We start from the raw sequence: 19,011 nt of genomic DNA, 5'->3' as shown, positions 1-19,011 counted from the left end.
TGGCGTTGTTGTCGAAATCTAGGGAAAAACCGATGCGTTTTGTGTCTTTCAGGCCGGCATCCTCCATGCTCGCCACCGTCGCGCTTCTGCTTATCGCGAACGCCCCTTCGCAAGCCCAAACCCGGGCCGAGACATTGCGCTATGTCACCGGCGCATCCGTCAACACGCTCGATCCCAACATTCCCGGCTCGACGCGCGAATCCTTCGCGCTGAGCATGAGCACCTATGACCGGCTGGTGGCATTCGGCCGCAAGCAGCTCAATGGCAAATGGGTGTTCGATCTCGACAAGATTACCGGCGAGCTCGCCGAATCCTACGATGTCAGTCCCGACGGGTTGAAGCTCACCTTCCACCTGCGCAAGGACGCCAAATTCCAGGACGGCTCGCCGGTCACGGCCGAAGACGTGAAATGGTCGCTCGATCGCTGCGTCACCGCACCGATTCTCGGCAAGGCGCAGTTGCTCACGGGCTCCCTGACCTCCGCGGATCAGTTCAAGGTGATTGATCCTCTCACGATCGAGGTGACGTTGCCCAAGCCCGACAAGCTCGCGCTGCCGAACCTCGCCACCGTCTATCCCATGATCATCAATTCGAAGCTGGCAAAGCAGCACGCCACCGCGGATGATCCCTGGGCCACCGCCTGGCTCAAGGAGAACACCGCAGGCAGTGGCGCCTATGTGCTCGAGAGCTTCAAGCCGGGTGAGCAGGCCATCATCAAGCGCAACGAGGCTTGGAACCGCGGCTCGCCCGACAAGCCGGCCTTCTTCAAGCGCGTCATCATTCAGTCGGTGCCTGAGCCGGCAACGCGCGCCAATCTGGTCGAGCGCGGCGATGCCGACCTCGTGGTCGATCTCCAGGCCAGCGACGTGCAGTCGCTGGAGGCCAAGGGCAAGCTCAAGGTGATCTCGACGCCGCAGTACAATTCGATCACCTTCGTCTCGATGAACAACCAGATCCCGCCTTTCGACAACGTCAACGTCCGCCGCGCGATCGCCTTTGCGCTGCCCTATGACGACATGTTCAAGGCCGCTCTGTTTGGTCGCGGCGCGCCGCTGTTCGGCGCGAGCTGGCCGGACGGCAAGCCGCTGAACGGCATCTATCCGTTCCAGCAGCCGGTGAAGCTCGATCTCGACAAGGCCAGGGAATATCTCAAGGCCGCCGGGCTCCCCGAAGGCTTCTCGACCACCTTCAGCTTCAACGTCGGTCAGGCCTCGACCGCTGAACCGATGGCCGCCTTGGTGAAAGAGTCGCTCGGCAAGATCGGCATCAAGGTCGACATCCAGAAACTGCCGGATGCGCAGATGTCGACGCAGATCAACGAGAAGAAGCTGCCCTTCTTCACCGAAGGCATCGTCGCCTGGCTGCCGTCCACCGACTATTTCTACCGCAACTTCTACACCGGCAACCAGCGCTGGAATTACAGCTCGATCAACAACCCTGACCTTGTCGCGATCGCGCAGGAGGCCCGCTTCGAGCCGGATAAGGCGAAATATGAGGAAGCCGGCCGCAAGCTCAACGCGATGCATGCCGACCTGATGCCGCAAATCATGCTGTGGCAGCCGAACCAGGATGCGGTGATGGCGTCGTCGATCGAGGGTTACACCTACGAGTTCCACCGCCAGGTCGACTATCGCGACGTCAGCCGCAAGTGATAGCCTCAGCCGAAGGGAGGCTCTGGAAGGTGAGGACCGGTCTTGGCGCAACGATGGTGCGGGCGGCCAGGCGGCTGTTGTCGTCGCTGCCGGCGCTGTTCGGCGTGCTGGTCTTCACCTTTCTCCTGATGCGGGTCCTGCCCGGCGACCCCGCGGTGTTCTTCGCCTCCGGGCCCAACGCCGGCAAGGAGGAGATCGAGCAGATCCGCAAGCAGATGGGGCTCGACAGATCGGTGCCGGAACAGCTCGTGTTCTATCTGTCCGACATCGGTCACGGCAATCTTGGCCGCTCGATGATGACCGGGCAGCCCGTGCTCAAGGATCTGCGCGAGCGGCTGCCCGCCTCGCTGGAACTCACCTTCACGGCGCTGTTGATCGCGCTGATTGCGGCGGTGCCGCTCGGCGTGGTCGCGGCCCTGCGACCGGGATCGGTCGTCGATCACGGCGTGCGGCTGTTCTGCGCGCTCGGCGTCTGTGTGCCGACCTTCGTGTCGGGCCTGCTGCTGATCTATGTATTCTACTATCTGCTCGGACTTGCACCCGATCCGACCGGGCGGATCGACGTCTTCACCACGCTGCCGCCGCAACGCACCGGTTTTCTCTCGATCGATTTCCTGCTCGCCGGCGATATCGAAGGCTGGTGGACAGCCTGCCGGCAGCTAATCCTGCCGGCGGTGAGCATGGCGCTGTTCGTAATCGCACCGCTGGCGCGGATCACGCGGGCTTCGATGCTGGTCTCGCTCGGCAGTGACTTCGTGCGCACCGCGCGCTCGGTTGGATTGTCCTGGCACAAGGTCGTCGTCACCTATGCGCTGCGGAACGCCATCCTTCCCGTCATCACCATCGCCGGCATCGTGTTCTCGACCATGCTGGGTGCCAACGTGCTGGTGGAGAAGGTGTTCTCCTGGCCGGGCGTCGCGTCCTACGCGCTCGATGCGCTGCTGTCCTCCGACTATGCGCCGGTGCAGGGCTTCGTGCTGCTGATGGCCAGCCTGTTCGTGCTGGTCAATCTGGTCGTGGACATCTGCTACGGCATCGCCGATCCCAGGGTGTCGATCGGATGACCAGCGCAACCCTTCGCCATTCGGTCTGGATCCTGCGCGGCAATCCGCTGACCGCGGTCGCTGCGGCCGGTGTGCTGCTCTTCGTCCTGGTCGCGATCTTCGGGCCGTGGATCGTGCCGTACGACCCCGTGGCCTCGAATGTCTCGGAGGCCTTGCAGCCGCCGAGCGCGGCGCACATCGCCGGCACGGATCAACTCGGGCGCGACGTGTTCAGCCGTCTCATCATCGCCGCGCGTCTCGATCTTGCCATCGCGGTCTCGGCCGTCGGCATCTCCTTCGCGATCGGTGCCGTGGTCGGCGCGTTCTGTGGCTATGCCGGTGGCCGGCTCGATCGCGGCGTGGGCCGCTTCGTCGACGTGATGATGGCCTTTCCGCTGTTCGTACTCGCGATGGCGATGGTCGCGGCGCTCGGCAACCGGATCGAGAACATCGTGATCGCGACCGCGATCATCAATCTTCCCTTCTACATCCGCTTCGCGCGAGCCGAGGTCAATGTCCGCCGCAATGTCGGCTGGGTAGAGGCGGCGCGCGCCTGCGGCGAGAGCCATTTCTCGGTGGTGCTGCGCTTCCTGCTGCCGAATATCCTGCCGGCGATGGCCGTGCAGATTTCGCTCAACCTCGGCTGGGCCATCCTGAACGCCGCGGGCCTGTCCTTCATCGGGCTGGGCGTCAAGCCGCCGACGCCGGAATGGGGCATCATGGTCGCGGAAGGCGCGCGCTTCATTTCGACGGGACGGTGGTGGCTGGTCGCCTTTCCGGGTTTGGCGCTGATGATGGCCGTGCTGTGCTTCAATCTCCTCGGGGACGGGATGCGGGACATTCTCGATCCCCGCATGCGCACATGAGCGAGGCACTGCTCAGGATCGACGACCTCCACGTGGCGTTCTCGACGCGGCGCGGCATGGTCGAGGCCGTGCGCGGCGTGACGCTCACGGTCGAAAAGGGCGAGATGCTCGGCCTCGTCGGCGAGAGCGGCTCGGGCAAGTCGGTAACCGGCTTTGCGACGACGCGGCTGCTCGACGCGGCGGGCCGCGTCACCGGCGGCAAGATCCTGTTTCGCGGACAGGACGTGACCAAGCTTGGGGGAGACGACCTGCGTCAGCTCCAGGGCGCCGCGATGTCGATGATCTTCCAGAACCCGCGCGCCGCGCTCAATCCCATCCGGGCCATCGGCTTGCAGATCGCGGACGCGATCCTCACCCACAAGCGTATCTCGAAGGAGGCCGCGCGGGGCGAAGCGCTGGAGCTGCTGCGCGCCGTTCAGATCCGCGAGCCCGAGGCGCGGATGAACGCCTATCCGCACGAGCTGTCCGGCGGCATGTGCCAGCGCGTCATGATCGCGATCGCGATTTCCTGCAATCCGTCGCTGCTGATCGCGGATGAGCCTACCACCGGCCTGGACGTCACCACCCAGAAGGTGGTGATGGATCTGCTCGCGGACATCGCCGCCGCGCGCGGCATGGCGACGATCCTGATCACGCACGATCTCGGGCTCGCGGCGCGCTATTGCCGCCGCATCGCCGTGATGGAGCGCGGCCGTATCGTCGAGGAAGCGAGTCCCAGGACGCTCTTCAGCACGCCGCAGCATGCCTACACCAGGCGGCTGGTTGCGGCATCGCCGACGTCGACGTCGCGGATCGAAGACCTCGTCACCGAAGAGGAAAGGGAAGGCTACGCGGCAATGCTCGGCAAGCCGAGGCAGGAGCCCGCGTACGGAACGCCGCCGCTGCTCGAGGTGCGCAAGCTCGCCAAGCGCTTCGACGAGGGCTCGGCGGCGGTCGCGGATTTCTCGATGACCATGGCCGGCGGCGAGAGCGTCGGTCTGGTCGGCGAATCCGGCTCCGGCAAGAGCACGACGTCGCGGATGATCTGCCGGCTGATCGATCCCAGTGAAGGCGATATCGTGTTCGACGGGCAGTCGATCGGCCATATCGCGTCGCGCGACTTCCACCGCTCGCCATTGCGCAAAGACATCCAGATGGTCTTCCAGGACCCCAATGAAAGCCTCAATCCGCGCTTCACGGCGTTCGATTGTATTGCCCATCCCCTGATGCGACTCGACGGCATGCGTTCGGGCGATGCGCTGCGCGCACGGGTCGAGGAATGCGCCGTGCGGGTTGGGCTGCCGCTGGATCTGCTGCCGCGCTTCCCGCACCAGCTCTCCGGGGGACAGAAGGCGCGCGTCGGCATCGCCCGCGCCATCGCCTGCCGGCCCCGGCTGCTGGTGCTGGACGAGCCCACCGCCGCACTCGATGTCTCGGTCCAGGCCGTGGTGTTGCAGCTGCTCGATCGCCTCAGGCGAGAGAACGACATCGCGCTGCTGTTCGTCAGCCACGATCTCAACGTGGTGCGCATGCTCTGCGACCGCACCATCGTGCTGCGCAATGGTGGCATCGTCGAGCAGGGCGAGAGCCGGGCGCTGTTCGACAATCCGAAGACCGACTACACGCGCAAACTGGTCGAGGCCATCCCTCATATCGAGACGGGCAAGATGCTCGCGGCCGCCCTTTGAGGTCTCAACCGGCCCAAAAAGCGATGAGATCCCGCTGGCGAAGGTTCGGTTACTGGCATACCATTTGCACGCTAATGGGCTTCGGTTTCACCTGCCATTGGCCAATAATTGGCCGGCATCACGGCACGACGGGGAGGATTTCATGGATCGCAGGACCGTATTGAAGGGACTGGCTGGCGCGGGCGGTCTGGCATTGACGGGTCTGTCGGCCCCGGCCATCGCACAAGGCGCATCGGCCCGCACCCTGCGCTTCGTGCCGCAGGCCAATCTCGCCAATTTCGATCCGATCTGGGGCACGCAATATGTCGTGCGCAATGCGGCGGCGCTGGTTTGGGACACGCTCTACGGCATCGACGCGCAGCTTCAGCCGCAGCGTCAAATGGTGGAGTCCGAGGAGACGACGGACGACGGCAAGACCTGGACGTTCAAGCTCCGCCCCGGCCTCAAGTTTCATGATGGCGAGCCGGTGCTCGCCAAGGACGTCGTTGCGAGCCTGTCGCGCTGGGCCGCGCGCGATCCGATGGGCCTGATGATCATCGCGATCCAGCAGGAGCTGACCGCCGTCGACGACCGCACCTTCAAATGGACCTTGAAGCAGCCCTTCCCGAAGATGCTCTACGCACTGGCCAAGAACAATGCGCCGTGCTCCTTCATCATGCCCGAGCGCATCGCCAAGACCGATCCGTTCAAGCAGATCAACGAATATGTCGGCTCCGGTCCGATGAAGTTCGCCAAGGGTGAATGGGTCCCGGGCGCCAAGGCCGTGTTCGAGAAATTCGCCGACTACGTTCCCCGGCAGGAGAAGTCGTCCTGGCTTGCCGGCGGCAAGCAGATGCTCATCGATCGCGTGGAGTGGATCGTGATGCCGGACCCCGCGACCGCCGCCGCCGCATTGCAGAACGGCGAGGTCGACTGGTGGGAGAACCCGATCGCCGATCTCGTGCCAGTGCTGAAGAAAAACAAGAACATCAGCGTCGACATCGGCGATCCGCTCGGCAATATCGGCTCGTTCCGCATGAACCACCTGTTCGCGCCGTTCAACGACGTGCGGGCGCGGCGCGCGGTGCTGATGGCGCTCAACCAGGAAGACTACATGCGCGCGATCGTCGGTGACGATAACGCGCTGTGGAAGCCGCTGCCCGGCTTCTTCACGCCGGACACGCCTGTCTACAACGAACTGGGCGGTGAAATCCTGAAGGGCAAGCGCGATTTCGATGCCGCCAAGAAGCTGCTCGCCGAGAGCGGCTATTCAGGCCAGCCGGTCACGTGCCTGGTCGCGCAGGATCAGCCGATCACGAAGGCGCAGGGTGACGTCACCGCGGACCTCTTGAAGCGGCTCGGCATGAATGTCGACTTCGTTGCCACCGATTGGGGCACGGTGGGCTCTCGCCGGGCGCAGAAGACACCGCCCGGGCAAGGCGGCTGGAACATGTTCCACAGCTGGCATGCCGGCGCCGATTGCATCACGCCTGCGGCCTACACTGCCATTCGCGCCAATGGCGACAAGGCCTGGTTTGGCTGGCCCAACAGCCCGAACACCGAGAAGGAGATCGCCGGCTGGTTCGACGCCAAGAGTGTCGAGGAGGAAAAGGCGGCGATCGGGCGGGTCAACAAGGCGGCGCTCGAGGATGTCGTCTACGCGCCGACCGGCTTCTTCCTGACTTACACGGCCTGGCGCAAGAACGTCTCCGGCATCGCCAAGGGGCCGTTGCCGTTCTTCTGGGGCGTGTCGAAATCCGCATGATCGACTGAAGCCAGATGCTCTCTTACATCCTCCGTCGCATCGCCGCGACCTTGCCAGTCATGGCAATCGTCGCGCTGTTCGTGTTCAGCCTGCTTTACATCGCGCCGGGTGATCCCGCCGTGGTGATCGCGGGCGACCAGGCGAGCCCGGAGGATGTGGAGCGCATCCGCCAGAGCCTCGGTCTCGATCGTCCGTTCCTGATCCAGTTCGGCAGCTGGGTCTGGCGCATCCTGCATGGCGATCTCGGCACCTCGATCTTCACCAACCTGCCGGTCTCGGCGCTGATCGGACAGCGCCTCGGACCGACGCTGTCGCTGATGACCGTCACGCTGCTGCTGACGATCGTGGTCGCGGTGCCGCTCGGCGTCGTGGCGGCGTGGAAAGCCGGCAGCCTGATCGACCGCGTCATCATGGGCTTTGCCGTGTTCGGCTTCTCGCTGCCCGTCTTCGTGGTCGGCTACATGCTCGCCTATATCTTCGCGCTCGAACTGGAATGGCTTCCGGTGCAGGGCTACACGCCACTGGCCCAGGGCTTCTGGCCCTGGTTGGAGAACTTGATTCTTCCGGCGGTCGCGCTCGGCTGCGTCTATATCGCGCTGATCGCGCGCATCACCCGCGCCACCATGCTCGAAGTGCTGCAGCAGGACTATATCCGCACCGCGCGGGCCAAGGGCCTCGGGCAGGGCGGCATCCTGTTTGTTCACGCGCTGAAGAATGCCGCGGTGCCGATCGTCACCGTGATCGGGATCGGCATCGCGCTCCTGATCGGCGGCGCGGTCGTCACCGAAAGCGTGTTTGCGATTCCTGGCCTCGGCCGGCTCACGATCGATGCGATCCTGCGCCGCGACTACCCTGTCATTCAGGGGATCGTGCTGCTGTTCAGCTTCGTCTACGTCCTCGTCAATCTGATGATCGACGTCGTCTATACGCTCGTTGACCCGAGGATCCGCTATTGACCGACACCACCGTCAATCCGCAATCGCTTCCGGCCGGATTCGTCCTCGCGCCGCAACTGCCGGAGATCCTTCGGCCGGTCAAGATCCGGCGCGGCTTCATCGGCTTCCTGCGCGGTCATCCGACGGTCGCCATCGGCGGCGCGCTGCTGCTCACGCTGGTCCTGATCGCGATCTTCGCACCCTATCTCGGAACGGTCGATCCGACGGCGCTCGCGCCGTCCAAACGCACGCGCGCGCCTTCGGCAGACTACTGGTTCGGCTCCGACGTGCTCGGCCGCGACGTCTATTCCCGCGTGCTGTATGGCGCGCGGGTCTCGCTCACGGTCGGACTGTCGGTCGCGATCTTCGCATCCGCGGCCGGCCTTGCCATCGGCATGGTCTCCGGCTTCGTCCGCTGGGCCGACGGCATCCTGATGCGCTTCATGGACGGCTTGATGTCGATCCCGCCGATCCTGCTGGCGATCGCGCTGATGGCGCTGACGCGCGGCAGCGTCGGCAACGTCATCCTGGCGATCACCGTTGCCGAGATCCCGCGCGTCTCGCGCCTCGTCCGCAGCGTCGTGCTGTCATTGCGCGAGCAGCCTTATGTGGATGCCGCGGTGGCCTGCGGCACGCGCACGCCGATGATCATTCTCCGCCACATCCTGCCCAACACGGTGGCGCCGATGCTGGTGCAGGCGACCTACATCTGCGCCAGCGCCATGATCACCGAGGCGATCCTGTCCTTCATCGGCGCGGGCACGCCGCCCACCATTCCGTCCTGGGGCAATATCATGGCCGAGGGCCGCGCGCTGTGGCAGGTCAAGCCCTACATCGTGTTCTTTCCGGCGGCGTTCCTGTCCGTCACCGTGCTAGCGGTGAATCTGCTCGGCGACGGCCTTCGCGATGCGCTCGATCCGCGCATGGCCAAGAGCCTCTGATGGTGCGGGGCTGATCACGATGGCATTGCTCGAAGTCGATAATCTGCAGACCCATTTCCGTACCCCCAGCGGCATCAATCGCGCGGTGGACGGGGTGTCGTTCCATGTCAACGAGGGCGAGACGCTGGCGATCGTCGGCGAATCCGGCTGCGGCAAGTCGGTGACCTCGATGTCGTTGATGCGGCTGATCCCGGAGCCGCCGGGCAGGATCGCAGGCGCGATCCGCTTTGCCGGCAGGGACTTGCTGCAACTCTCCGATCGCGAGATGCGCGCGATCCGCGGCAACGACATCTCGATGATCTTCCAGGAGCCGATGACGAGCCTCAATCCGGTGCTCACCGTCGGCCGCCAGATCCGCGAAACGCTGATGATCCATCAGGGTCTGGACAAGGCGGCGGCGGAGGCGCACGCAGTCGAAATGCTGACATTGGTCGGCATTCCCGAACCGGGGCGCCGGGTGCGCGAATATCCGCACCAGCTCTCCGGCGGCATGCGCCAGCGCGTGATGATCGCGATTGCGCTCGCCTGCAATCCCAAGCTTCTCATTGCCGACGAGCCGACCACAGCGCTCGACGTGACGATCCAGGCGCAGATCCTGAAGCTGATGCTGGACCTCAAGAGCCGGGTCGGTGCGGCCATCATCCTGATCACCCACGACCTCGGCGTCGTCGCCGAGATCGCCGAGCGCGTCATGGTGATGTATGCGGGCCGCAAGGTCGAGGAGGCGCCGGTCGCCGAGCTGTTCCGCTCGCCGCGCCATCCCTATACGCAAGGCCTTCTCGGCGCCGTGCCAAGGCTCGGTTCGTCGCTGACTGGCACCGCGCAGCGTCTGGCCGAAATTCCCGGACAGGTACCCGATCTGCGCAAGCCGATTATCGGCTGCGTCTTCGCCGGCCGCTGCGCGCTCGCGACCGATCTGTGCCGCCAATATGCGCCGGGCCTTGAAGAGAAAGCAGCTCGCCACGTCGCCGCCTGCCACTACTCCGCCAAGGGGGCCATCGCGGCATGAGTCCACCGTTGCTCCAGGTCAACGACCTCAAGAAGCATTTTCCAGTCAACAAGGGTTTCTTCGGCCGTAAGTCCGAATGGGTTTATGCGGTCGACGGCGTCTCGTTCGAGATTGCGCGCGGCGAAACGTTGTCGCTGGTCGGCGAATCCGGCTGCGGCAAGTCGACGGTCGGCCGCGCCATTTTGCGGCTGTTCGACATCACCTCAGGGCAGGTCATCCTCGACGGTCAGCGCATCGACGATGCTGCGCCGAGCACGATGCGCCAGATGCGACGCCGCGTGCAGGTCGTGTTCCAGGACCCGTTCTCCAGCCTCAATCCGCGCATGCGCGTGCGCGACATCCTGGGCGAGCCGATCCGGAATTTCGGCCTCGCCAAATCGGCGGAGGACCTCGAGGTGCGCGTCACCTCCCTGATGGACACCGTGCGCCTGCCGCGCGAGGCGCTGAACCGCAGGCCGCACGAGTTCTCCGGTGGCCAGCGCCAGCGCATCGGCATTGCCCGCGCGCTCGCGGCCGAACCCGAGCTGATCGTGTGCGACGAGGCCGTCTCGGCGCTCGACGTCTCGGTCAAGGCGCAGATCGTCAATTTGCTGCAGGATCTCCAGAGCGAGTTCGGCCTCGCGTTGCTGTTCATCAGCCATGACCTCGCGATCGTCGAGCACATGACCCACCGTGTCGCGGTGATGTATCTCGGCAAGATCGTCGAGGTGGCGCCGCGCCGCGAGATCTTTGCCGCGCCAAGGCATCCCTACACCAAGGCGCTGCTCTCGGCGGTCCCGCTGCCCGAGCCCGGCGCCCAGCGTAATCCAATCATCCTGAAGGGCGACGTGCCGAGCCCGATCAACCCGCCAAAGGGCTGCCGCTTCCACACCCGCTGCCCGCTCGTATTCGATCGCTGCCGGGCTGAAGAACCGGTGCTTCGCACCACCGGACCCGAGCAGTGGGTGGCCTGTCATCTCGAGGACGGCGCTGCGGCGATGAACAGCTGAGGCGCGAGATTTCGTCGGAAATTCGCCAGCAAAATCAACCCCATTCTACTGTGCATGGGGTTGTTTTCGCATTTTTGGGTGGGGCCTGCCTCAGCCCTGTCGGCGCAGGAAGCCCGTGATCGTGACCTTTTCCCAGATGCCGGCGGACGCAAAGGGGTCGGCGCGGTTGAAGGCTTCGACCTCGCTGCGGCCGGGCGCCTCGATCAGGAACAGGCTGCCGATCATCGTTTGACCATCGTCGGAGACGAGCGGGCCCGACATCACGATCTTGACGCCGAAGCGCGACGTGTCGCTCAGGAAAGCCTTGTGGGCATCGTAATTGGCGAGCCGGGTCGGCAATGCGCCGGCGCGGTCGACGGCGTGAATGGCGAACAGCATGGTGTCTCCGTTGCTTCGGCTTCGGTTGTTGGGACGGCCGCCGTGGCGACCGTCCGGACGCGATGGGGTGGACTTACTTGGCGCCGAGCTTGCCGGCTTCCTCGAAGGTCGGGCAAGTCCGCTGCTCCAGCGGCACGTCGAACGGCTGGTAATTGTCCTTGGTGATGACCGTCGGCTTCAGCACGATCTCGGCGATGACAGGCTGGTTGCGAAGGCTACGGATCGCCATCATGGTGCCGAGGCAGCCTTGCGCAAATCCGTTGTAGTCGCCACTCGCGAGCAGCTTGCCGGACTTGATCGCGTCGATCGCCTCCTTGGTGCCATTGATGCCGATCACCTGGGCCTTGCGGTTGGCACCGTCCAGCGCCTCGATCGCGCCGACCGCCATGGCGTCGTTGGCCGCGAGTACGCCGTCGATCTGGGAGTTCGACTGCATCAGGTTCTCCATGACCTGGAGCGCCTGCAGCCGCTGATAGTTGCCGGGCTGGGAGGCCAAGAGCTTGGCGCCCGGCGCTTCCTTCAGCGCGTCGTTGAACCCGCGAACGCGGTCGACATTCGTCAGCGAGCCCTTGACGCCCTCGATGATGACGATGTTGCCCTTGCCGCCGAGCGTCTTCAGGAGAAAGCGCGCGGTCTCGAGTCCCAGGCTGTAATCGTCGGCGCCGACGAAGGAGAGGAACTTGCCGCCGGCGGAGCGGTCGGTGATGTTGACGACGGGGATCTTGGCTTCGTTGATCTTCTCGACGCCCGGCACCATCGCCTTGTAGTCGACTGGCGTGAACACGATCGCGCTCGGCTTCTTCACCACCACGTCCTCGATCTGGCTCAGTTGCTCGGGGATCGAATCTGGCTTGGTCGGGATGTATTGCAGCGTCTTGGCGTTCAGCGTCTTCGCCATGTTGTCGGCGCCGACCCGCACCGTCTGGAAGAACGGGTTGGTCTGGTTCTTGGTGAAGACGGCGATGGTTTCGCCGTCCGCCCGCGCTTGCGTCGTGAATGCCGCGGCCATCAGAAGCGGCAGCGTCAGGTAACCCAGTGTATGTTTCATGTTGCCTCCATCCCTCGTTTTGCTTGTTGGTAGTCCAGGAAATTATTGCGCGCGGCGGCGGGTCTTCATGTCGAGCCAGACCGCGAGAATGACGATGACGCCTGTCACCAGCGGCTGCCAGTTGGCGCTGACCGAGAGCAAATTCATGCCGTTCAGCACCAGCGTCAGGATCAGCGCGCCGATGAAGGTGCCGAACACGGTGCCGACGCCGCCGAACAGCGAGGTGCCGCCGATCAGCACGGCCGCGATCGCGGGCAGCGTCAGGCTTTCGCCGATGTCGGCCTCGGCCGAATTGAGCCGCGACAGGAAGATGATCGAAGCGAGTCCCGCCATGGTGCCGGAGACCGCGTAGACCAGCAGCAGGCGGCGCGCGACAGGGATGCCGGAGAGCCGGGCCGCGACCGGATTGGCGCCGATCGCGTAGATCTCCTGGCCCCAGATCGTCCGCTGCGCGAAGAACGTCCCGATCCCGAGGAACACCAGCAGCAGATAGACCGGGATCGGCAGGCCGAACAGATAGCCGCTGCCGATCTGGCGGAAGCCGGCGGGGAAGCCGTGAAGCGTTTCGCCCGCCATGTACCAGTAGGTGAGGCCGTTCAGCACCCAGAGCATGCCGTAGGTGGCGATGAAGGAGGGGATGCGAAGCGCGGTGACCATGATGCCGTTGAGCAGGCCGACGAGGCCGCCGCAGGCAAGCCCGGTGAGGATGCCGAGTGCGGGCGAGCCGGTCTTGTGGATCACGGTGCCGGCAATGCAGGCCGACAGCGCGACATTGGCCCCGACGGAGAGATCCAGCCCGGCGGTCAGCACCACCAGCGTCAGGCCGGACGCGATGAAGAAGGTCAGGCTCGCCTGCCTCAGCACGTTGAGGATGTTGCCGAGGCTCAGAAAGGAATCGCTGAGCACGGCGAGCACCGCGCAGATCAGGAGGGCCGCGAGCAGGCGGTAGAACACCTGGATCGCGTCCTGCGACAGGAACGAGCGGGACGGCATCATGGCGTCTTTTGTGATGTCGGTCATGCCCGGCTCCTGAGACCATCGAGGAACAGCGCGACGATGACGAGCACGCCGACGCTGGCGACCTGCACCGAGGACGGCAGTGAGATCAGGTTCAACCCGTTGCGGAGCACACCGACCGAGAGCACGCCGAGCAGGGTGCCGAGCAGCCAGCCATTGCCGCGCTCGAACGAGGTGCCGCCGACCGCGACGGCCGCAATCGCATCGAATTCGAGGCCGAGGCCGGCGGTAGGATGGCCGGAATTCATGCGCGCCGTCATCAACAGCCCGGCGATGCCGGCCATGGCGCCGCCGAGCGCATAGACCGCAATCAGCAGCCTGTTCGGCGACAGGCCGGCATAGCGCAGCGCCTCGCGATTGCCCCCGAGCGCGAAGATGTAGGTGCCGAAGCGGGTGTGATAGAGCAGGCCGTGGAACGCCGCATAGGTCACGAGCGCCATCACGATCGGCACGGGCACGCCGAGCAGTGTCGCCGAATAGATGTCGCGCACGCTGTGGGGAATGCCGACCACGCTCTGGCCGTCGCTGACGATCAGAGACAGCCCTTGCGCCATGCCGAGCGTGCCGAGCGTCGCGACGAAAGGTGGAATGCCGAGGATGGCGACCAGCCAGCCGTTGGCAAGGCCGAAGGCGACGCCCACCAGCAGCCCGGCGCCGAGGCCCAGCAGCATCGAATGGGTTGCGAGAGAGACGAGCGCAACACAGAGCGAGGTCAGCGTCAGCACTGCGCCCATCGAGAGGTCCAGACCCTCGGTCATGATGATCAAGGTCATCGGCAGCGCGAGCATGGTCAGGATGGTCGACTGCACTAGCACGTTGGAGAGATTGGCGACCGACAGAAAGCCGGGCGCGATCGCGCTGAACAGCGCGATCAGAAGCACGAGCACGATGGCAACGCCGGGAATGCGCTGCAGCGGGTTGGATTGAGAGACGATCGCGGCTTCACGCATGATGCATCCCCAGTCGCACGATGTTCTCCTCGGTCAGTTCGTTACGGGCGAGGTGCCCGGCGATGCGGCCCTCGCGCATCACGTAGGCGCGGTCGCAGACATGGCAGATCTCGATTTGCTCGGACGAAATCATCAGCGCCGCCGCGCCTTCCGCGACCAGGCGGTCGATCAGCGCAAAGATCTCGGACTTGGCGCCGATGTCGATGCCGCGCGTCGGCTCGTCGAAGATGAAGAGCTTCGAGCCGGCCGCCAGCCATTTGCCGATCACGACCTTCTGCTGGTTGCCGCCCGAGAGCAGACCGACGGTCTGACGCGCGCTGGGCGTTGCGATGCGCAATTGCCGGATCAGGGCGTCGGAAGTCCGTTGCGCGCCTCGAGAATCGAAAAGCCCGCTCGGAAACAGCTTTCGCAGCGCCGATACCACGAGATTGTCGCTGACCGAGCGCAGCAGCGCGAGACCCTCGCTCTTACGGCTTTCCGGGATCAGCGCGATGCCGCGGCGAGCGGCAAGATCAGGCTCGCCGGAAATGGCCTTGCCGTCGAAGATGATCTCGCCTGATGTGACGGGATCGGCGCCGAAGATGGCGCGCGCGACTTCGCTGCGGCCGGAGCCGACCAGGCCGCACAGGCCGACGATCTCGCCGCGGCGCACCTCGATGTTGATGTCCGAGATGCCGGTCGGCGCGCTCAGGCCCTTGACTTCCAACAGCAGCTCGCCGGGCTTGTCGGCAAAATTGCGCGGATAGGTCATGTCCACGTTGCGGCCGACCATCATGCGCACCAGCTGGTCCGGCGTGACATCGGCCGGCTTGACGCCGTCGATGCGGCGGCCGTCGCGCAGCACGGTGATGCGGTCGCCAAGCGCGAACACCTCGGCCATGCGGTGCGAGATGTAGACGATGGACACGCCGTCGCCCTTCAGCCGCGCGATCAGCGCGAACAGCAGCTCGGTCTCTCGGTCGGATAGCGCCGCGGTCGGCTCGTCCATCACGAGGATGCGCGCGTTCTGGCTGATCGCCTTGGCAATCTCGACCATCTGCTGCTGCGCGACGCCGAGCTTGTCGACGGTCGTGGATGGATCGATGTCGAAGCCGATCGTGTCGAGCACACGCTTCGCATCAGCCAGGATCTTGCGGCGGTCGATGGTGCCGGGGATGCGTCCCCCGGGCTCGCGGCCCAGGAAGATGTTCTGGGCGATATCGAGATGGGGAACCAGCGAGAATTCCTGGAAGATCACGGCAATGCCGAGCTTCTGCGCATCCGCGGTCGACGAGATCGCGACCTTGTCGCCCTTGTAATAGAATTCGCCGGCATCGGCGCGATAGGCGCCGCACAGCACCTTCATCAGACTCGACTTGCCGGCGCCGTTTTCACCCAGCAGCATGTGGACTTCACCGGGATAGACGGCAAAGGACACGTCATCCAGCGCCTTGACGCCGGGAAATTCCTTGCTGATGCCGCGCAATTCCAGCAGCGGCGTGGGCGTGGTGACCTCGACCGGAAGCGCGTCGCTCATGCCTTGGCTCCGCTCGCGAAGATCTTTCCAGGGTTCATCAACCCATCAGGATCGAGCGCGGTCTTGATGGATCGCATCACGTCGACGGCTTCGCCGAGTTCATCAGCGAGATACTCGATCTTGCCGAGGCCGATGCCGTGCTCGCCGGTGCAGGTGCCGTCCATGGCAATGGCGCGGGCGACCATGCGGGCCTGCAGCGCCTTGGCGCCTTCGCTCTCTTCAGGTTTTGCGGGATCGATCAGGATCAGCATGTGAAAGTTGCCATCGCCGACATGACCGACGATCGGCGCTGTGAAGCCATGCTCGTCCGCATCGCGCCGTGTCTCGGTCAGGCATTCCGCCAGTCGCGAGATCGGCACGCAGACATCGGTGATCACGGCGCGCGCGCCCGCCCGCAGGCCCAGTCCGGCATAGAGGGTGTTGTCGCGGGCGTGCCAGAGCCGGCTACGGTCCTCCGCTGCCTTCGCCCAGGCAAAGCCGTGGCCGCTGTGGTCGGCCGCGATCGCCTGCGCGGCTTCGGCCTGCTCGGCAACGGAGGACTCGGAGCCGTGGAACTCGAAGAACAAGGTGGGCGCTTCGCGATAGCCGAGCTTGGCGTAGGCATTGATGCCGCGCATCATGACGTCGTCGAGCAGCTCGATGCGCGCGACGGGGATCGCCGATTGGATCACCGAGATCGCGGTGTTGACGGCATCATGCAGCGTGTCGAAGCTGCAGACGGCGGCCGAGATCGCTTGCGGTACGGGATGCACTTTCAGGGTGATCTCGGTGATCACGCCAAGCGTTCCTTCCGCACCGACGAACAGGCGAGTGAGGTCATAGCCGGCGGCCGACTTCCGCGCACGCTTCGCAGTGCGGATGATACGGCCGTCGGCCAGCACCACCTCCAGCGCCATGACATTGTCCTTCATGGTGCCGTAGCGCACGGCCATGGTGCCGGAGGCCCGCGTCGAGGTCATGCCCCCGATCGAGGCGTCGGCACCGGGGTCGATCGGAAAGAAGAGCCCGGTGTTGCGCAGCTCGGCATTGAGCTGCTTGCGGGTGATGCCGGGCTGAACGACGACGTCCATGTCGCTGTCGTGCACCGTCAGCACCTTGTTCATGCGTGCGAAGTCGAAGCAGACGCCGCCGGCAATTGCGGCCGCGTTGCCTTCCAGCGAGGTTCCCGCACCGAACGGAACGATGGGCATACCCGAGCTCGCGCAGAGCTTGACGATCTGGGCGACCTCCTGCGTCGTTTCGGGGAAGACGACGATGTCGGGCGGCAAATTACGATAGTGCGATTCGCTCTGCCCATGCTGATCGAGCACGCCGCGCGCAACGCTCGCGCGCGGGCCGATCATGCCGGTGAGGCGATCGGCCAATATGCTCGTGCTGACCCGCGGTCCCATCCTTAGCTCCCGTCTGCTCCCTGTTGGCGGACTCTTGCCGGTCCGTCGCCGTCTGATCCTAAGCGGCTCTTGCGTTGCTCGCGACCTGCTTGAGGCCGAAATCATAGTTGAGATGGAAATATTCGGTGTCCACCATGCGACCATCCGGCGCACGGCCGGCCGGATGCCTGGCGAATTCGCGGATCAGGCTGTCCTTGACGCCGAACACCACGTCCGAGTCGAGATATTGGTCTCCTGCGACGAACACGTGGGTCACCAACTGCTCGAAGCCGGGCGCGGAGATCATGAAATGCACATGCGCCGGACGCCAGGGGTGGCGGCCCTGCGCCTCCAGCATCTCGCCGACCGGGCCGTCGTGTGGAACGGGGTAGGCGGCCGGCTTGATCGACCAGAAATGGAATTTGCCGTTGGCGTCGGTGTGGAAGCGCGCGCGCATGGCGAGATCGCCGATCTGGTCGAGCTGCTGCACGTCATAGTAGCCGTCATCGTCGGAGTGCCAGACATCCACGATGGCACCCACGAGCGGCTTGCCGTCGACCGCCGAGACCGAGCCGGTGACCAGCATGGGATCGCCCTCCATCGGGCCCGAAATATCCGCGCCGTTGTCCTTCTCAGGAGCAGCCTGGACGAAGAACGGGCCAAGCACCGTGGTCTCGGTCGCGCCCTCCGGCACGGGATGGTTGATCGCATCGACCAGCATGGAGACGCCGAGCGTATCCGACAGCAGGATGAACTCCTGTCGCTTGTCGTCGCACATGTGCCCGGTGCGCGTCAGGAAGTCGATGCCGAACTCCCATTCCTTCTGGGTCGGGCGGATCTCGCGGACGAAGGCATGGAGGTGGCGCACCAACGCTTCGCTGATCTGCTTGATGCGCGGATCGCTGGCATCCTTGATCCGCTCCAGCACCGCGTCGGTGATCGTGGTCTCGTTGAAATTACGCATCTGTGCCTTCCGCCGATCAGAGTTTGGGCTCGCCGAGCCCGGACAGCCGTTCCAGGTGCTTGACCGTCGCGATGAAGTCTGCGTCGCCGTCGCCTTGCGCGACCAGGGAGCCGTAGGTCTCGCGCACCTGAGCGGCGAGCTGAAGCGGGACGCCGACGGCGTGGCCGGCGCCGAGGATGAGGTCGAGATCCTTGGCCATCTGCTTGCAGGAGAAAGTGGACTCGAAGTCGCGGTTGCGCAGAGGCGCGGTCTTGTACTTGACCATGGGCGAGGCCACCGCGCTGTCGTCGAGCACTTTCAGAATGTCCTGCCAGGCGATGCCGCCCTTGCGCGCCAGCGCCAGGCTCTCGGCCATCATCGCCGCCGACACCGCGATCATCAGATTGACCGAGAGCTTTGCGTAGCGTGCTTCCTCGGCCGGACCGAGATAGGTCTGCGCGCGGGTGAAGGCCGCAAACAGCGTCTTTGCGTTTTCGAAGGCGTCTTTCGGCCCCGAGACGAAGCAGGTCAAGGCGCCGGTATGCACGATGCTGGCGTTGCCGGAGACCGGCGAGCGCAGATAGGGAATGCCGCGCGCCTGCGCGGCGGCCGCAACCTCAGTGGACGCTTCGACGCTGACGGTGCTGGTCTCGATCAGAACGGTTCCTGGTGCCATGGCCGCCATGAGGCCGGTAGGGCCGAGCAGCGCGCCGCGCAACGCGATGTCGTCCGGCAGCGAGGTGATGACAGCGGCCTTGCCGCTCACGGCCTCAACTGGCGACGCCGCGATCAGAACGCCTTGCCCGCGTGCCTCGTTGATCCGCGCCGCGCTTTGGTCGAACGCGGTGACGGCGTAACCGGCCTTGGCGACGAGCACCGACATCGGCAAGCCCATCTTGCCGATCCCGATGAAAGCGATGTTCTTCGAAGTATCTGTCATTGT

17 protein-coding genes are annotated in these 19,011 nt (G+C 64.8%); 9 read left to right on the top strand and 8 right to left on the bottom strand.

Annotated features, from left to right (window positions below; all coding sequences use genetic code 11):
* Positions 1–32: 32 nt before the first annotated feature.
* The 9 genes from JQ580_RS15240 (at position 33) to JQ580_RS15200 (ending at position 10,846) form a co-directional block, all read left to right on the top strand.
* The gene (locus JQ580_RS15240) at positions 33–1,652 is read left to right on the top strand and encodes an ABC transporter substrate-binding protein (RefSeq protein WP_212280889.1); all 1,620 of its coding nucleotides are present in this window, start codon (positions 33–35) and stop codon (positions 1,650–1,652) included.
* A gap of 29 nt (positions 1,653–1,681) precedes the next feature.
* Positions 1,682–2,716 (top strand): ABC transporter permease, encoded by a 1,035-nt coding sequence (locus JQ580_RS15235; protein ID WP_212280888.1) that lies wholly within the window; start codon positions 1,682–1,684, stop codon positions 2,714–2,716.
* Positions 2,713–3,561, top strand: coding sequence for an ABC transporter permease (locus JQ580_RS15230; RefSeq protein ID WP_212280887.1), 849 nt, complete (start codon positions 2,713–2,715; stop codon positions 3,559–3,561). Before JQ580_RS15235 ends, JQ580_RS15230 begins: the two co-directional genes overlap by 4 nt.
* Complete coding sequence (gene nikE / locus JQ580_RS15225) at positions 3,558–5,228, top strand: nickel ABC transporter ATP-binding protein NikE (protein ID WP_212280886.1); 1,671 nt, start codon at positions 3,558–3,560, stop codon at positions 5,226–5,228. The genes JQ580_RS15230 and nikE overlap by 4 nt, the downstream gene beginning before the upstream one ends.
* A 142-nt stretch (positions 5,229–5,370) precedes the next feature.
* A complete protein-coding gene (locus JQ580_RS15220) occupies positions 5,371–6,972 on the top strand; it encodes an ABC transporter substrate-binding protein (protein ID WP_212280885.1) in 1,602 nt (533 codons plus the stop codon).
* Positions 6,973–6,986: 14 nt separating this feature from the next.
* On the top strand, positions 6,987–7,928 hold the full coding sequence (locus tag JQ580_RS15215; RefSeq protein ID WP_212280884.1) for an ABC transporter permease: 942 nt from the start codon (positions 6,987–6,989) through the stop codon (positions 7,926–7,928).
* Positions 7,925–8,848, top strand: coding sequence for an ABC transporter permease (locus tag JQ580_RS15210; protein WP_212280883.1), 924 nt, complete (start codon positions 7,925–7,927; stop codon positions 8,846–8,848). Before JQ580_RS15215 ends, JQ580_RS15210 begins: the two co-directional genes overlap by 4 nt.
* Positions 8,849–8,867: 19 nt before the next feature.
* Entirely contained in the window at positions 8,868–9,857 is a 990-nt protein-coding gene (locus tag JQ580_RS15205) for an ABC transporter ATP-binding protein (protein WP_212280882.1), read from the top strand.
* Positions 9,854–10,846 (top strand): ABC transporter ATP-binding protein, encoded by a 993-nt coding sequence (locus tag JQ580_RS15200; RefSeq protein ID WP_212280881.1) that lies wholly within the window; start codon positions 9,854–9,856, stop codon positions 10,844–10,846. The genes JQ580_RS15205 and JQ580_RS15200 overlap by 4 nt, the downstream gene beginning before the upstream one ends.
* Before the next feature lie 90 nt (positions 10,847–10,936).
* On the opposite strand, the gene JQ580_RS15195 is transcribed toward JQ580_RS15200, so the two are convergent.
* The 8 genes from JQ580_RS15195 to JQ580_RS15160 form a co-directional block, all read right to left on the bottom strand.
* A complete protein-coding gene (locus tag JQ580_RS15195; protein WP_212280880.1) occupies positions 10,937–11,224 on the bottom strand; it encodes a YciI family protein in 288 nt (95 codons plus the stop codon).
* A gap of 73 nt (positions 11,225–11,297) precedes the next feature.
* Positions 11,298–12,272, bottom strand: a complete 975-nt coding sequence (locus JQ580_RS15190; protein WP_212280879.1) for a sugar ABC transporter substrate-binding protein — start codon at positions 12,270–12,272, stop codon at positions 11,298–11,300.
* Positions 12,273–12,314: 42 nt separating this feature from the next.
* The gene (locus JQ580_RS15185) at positions 12,315–13,292 is read right to left on the bottom strand and encodes an ABC transporter permease (protein WP_212280878.1); all 978 of its coding nucleotides are present in this window, start codon (positions 13,290–13,292) and stop codon (positions 12,315–12,317) included.
* Complete coding sequence (locus JQ580_RS15180) at positions 13,289–14,239, bottom strand: ABC transporter permease (RefSeq protein ID WP_212280877.1); 951 nt, start codon at positions 14,237–14,239, stop codon at positions 13,289–13,291. The genes JQ580_RS15185 and JQ580_RS15180 overlap by 4 nt, the downstream gene beginning before the upstream one ends.
* A complete protein-coding gene (locus tag JQ580_RS15175) occupies positions 14,232–15,755 on the bottom strand; it encodes a sugar ABC transporter ATP-binding protein (protein ID WP_212280876.1) in 1,524 nt (507 codons plus the stop codon). The genes JQ580_RS15180 and JQ580_RS15175 overlap by 8 nt, the downstream gene beginning before the upstream one ends.
* Entirely contained in the window at positions 15,752–17,146 is a 1,395-nt protein-coding gene (locus JQ580_RS15170) for an FAD-linked oxidase C-terminal domain-containing protein (protein WP_212280875.1), read from the bottom strand. The genes JQ580_RS15175 and JQ580_RS15170 overlap by 4 nt, the downstream gene beginning before the upstream one ends.
* Positions 17,147–17,204: 58 nt before the next feature.
* Positions 17,205–18,089, bottom strand: a complete 885-nt coding sequence (locus JQ580_RS15165; protein ID WP_212280874.1) for an intradiol ring-cleavage dioxygenase — start codon at positions 18,087–18,089, stop codon at positions 17,205–17,207.
* A 16-nt stretch (positions 18,090–18,105) separates the two neighbouring features.
* Positions 18,106–19,008 carry an NAD(P)-dependent oxidoreductase gene (locus JQ580_RS15160; RefSeq protein WP_212280873.1) on the bottom strand — a complete coding sequence of 301 codons (903 nt, stop codon included), beginning with the start codon at positions 19,006–19,008 and terminating at the stop codon, positions 18,106–18,108.
* Between the last annotated feature and the right edge of the window lie 3 nt (positions 19,009–19,011).

It is taken from the genome of Bradyrhizobium sp. SZCCT0148 (assembly GCF_018129985.1).
In the GTDB taxonomy this organism is placed as follows: domain Bacteria; phylum Pseudomonadota; class Alphaproteobacteria; order Rhizobiales; family Xanthobacteraceae; genus Bradyrhizobium; species Bradyrhizobium japonicum_H.
This window is presented reverse-complemented; position numbering and strand designations above follow the sequence as displayed.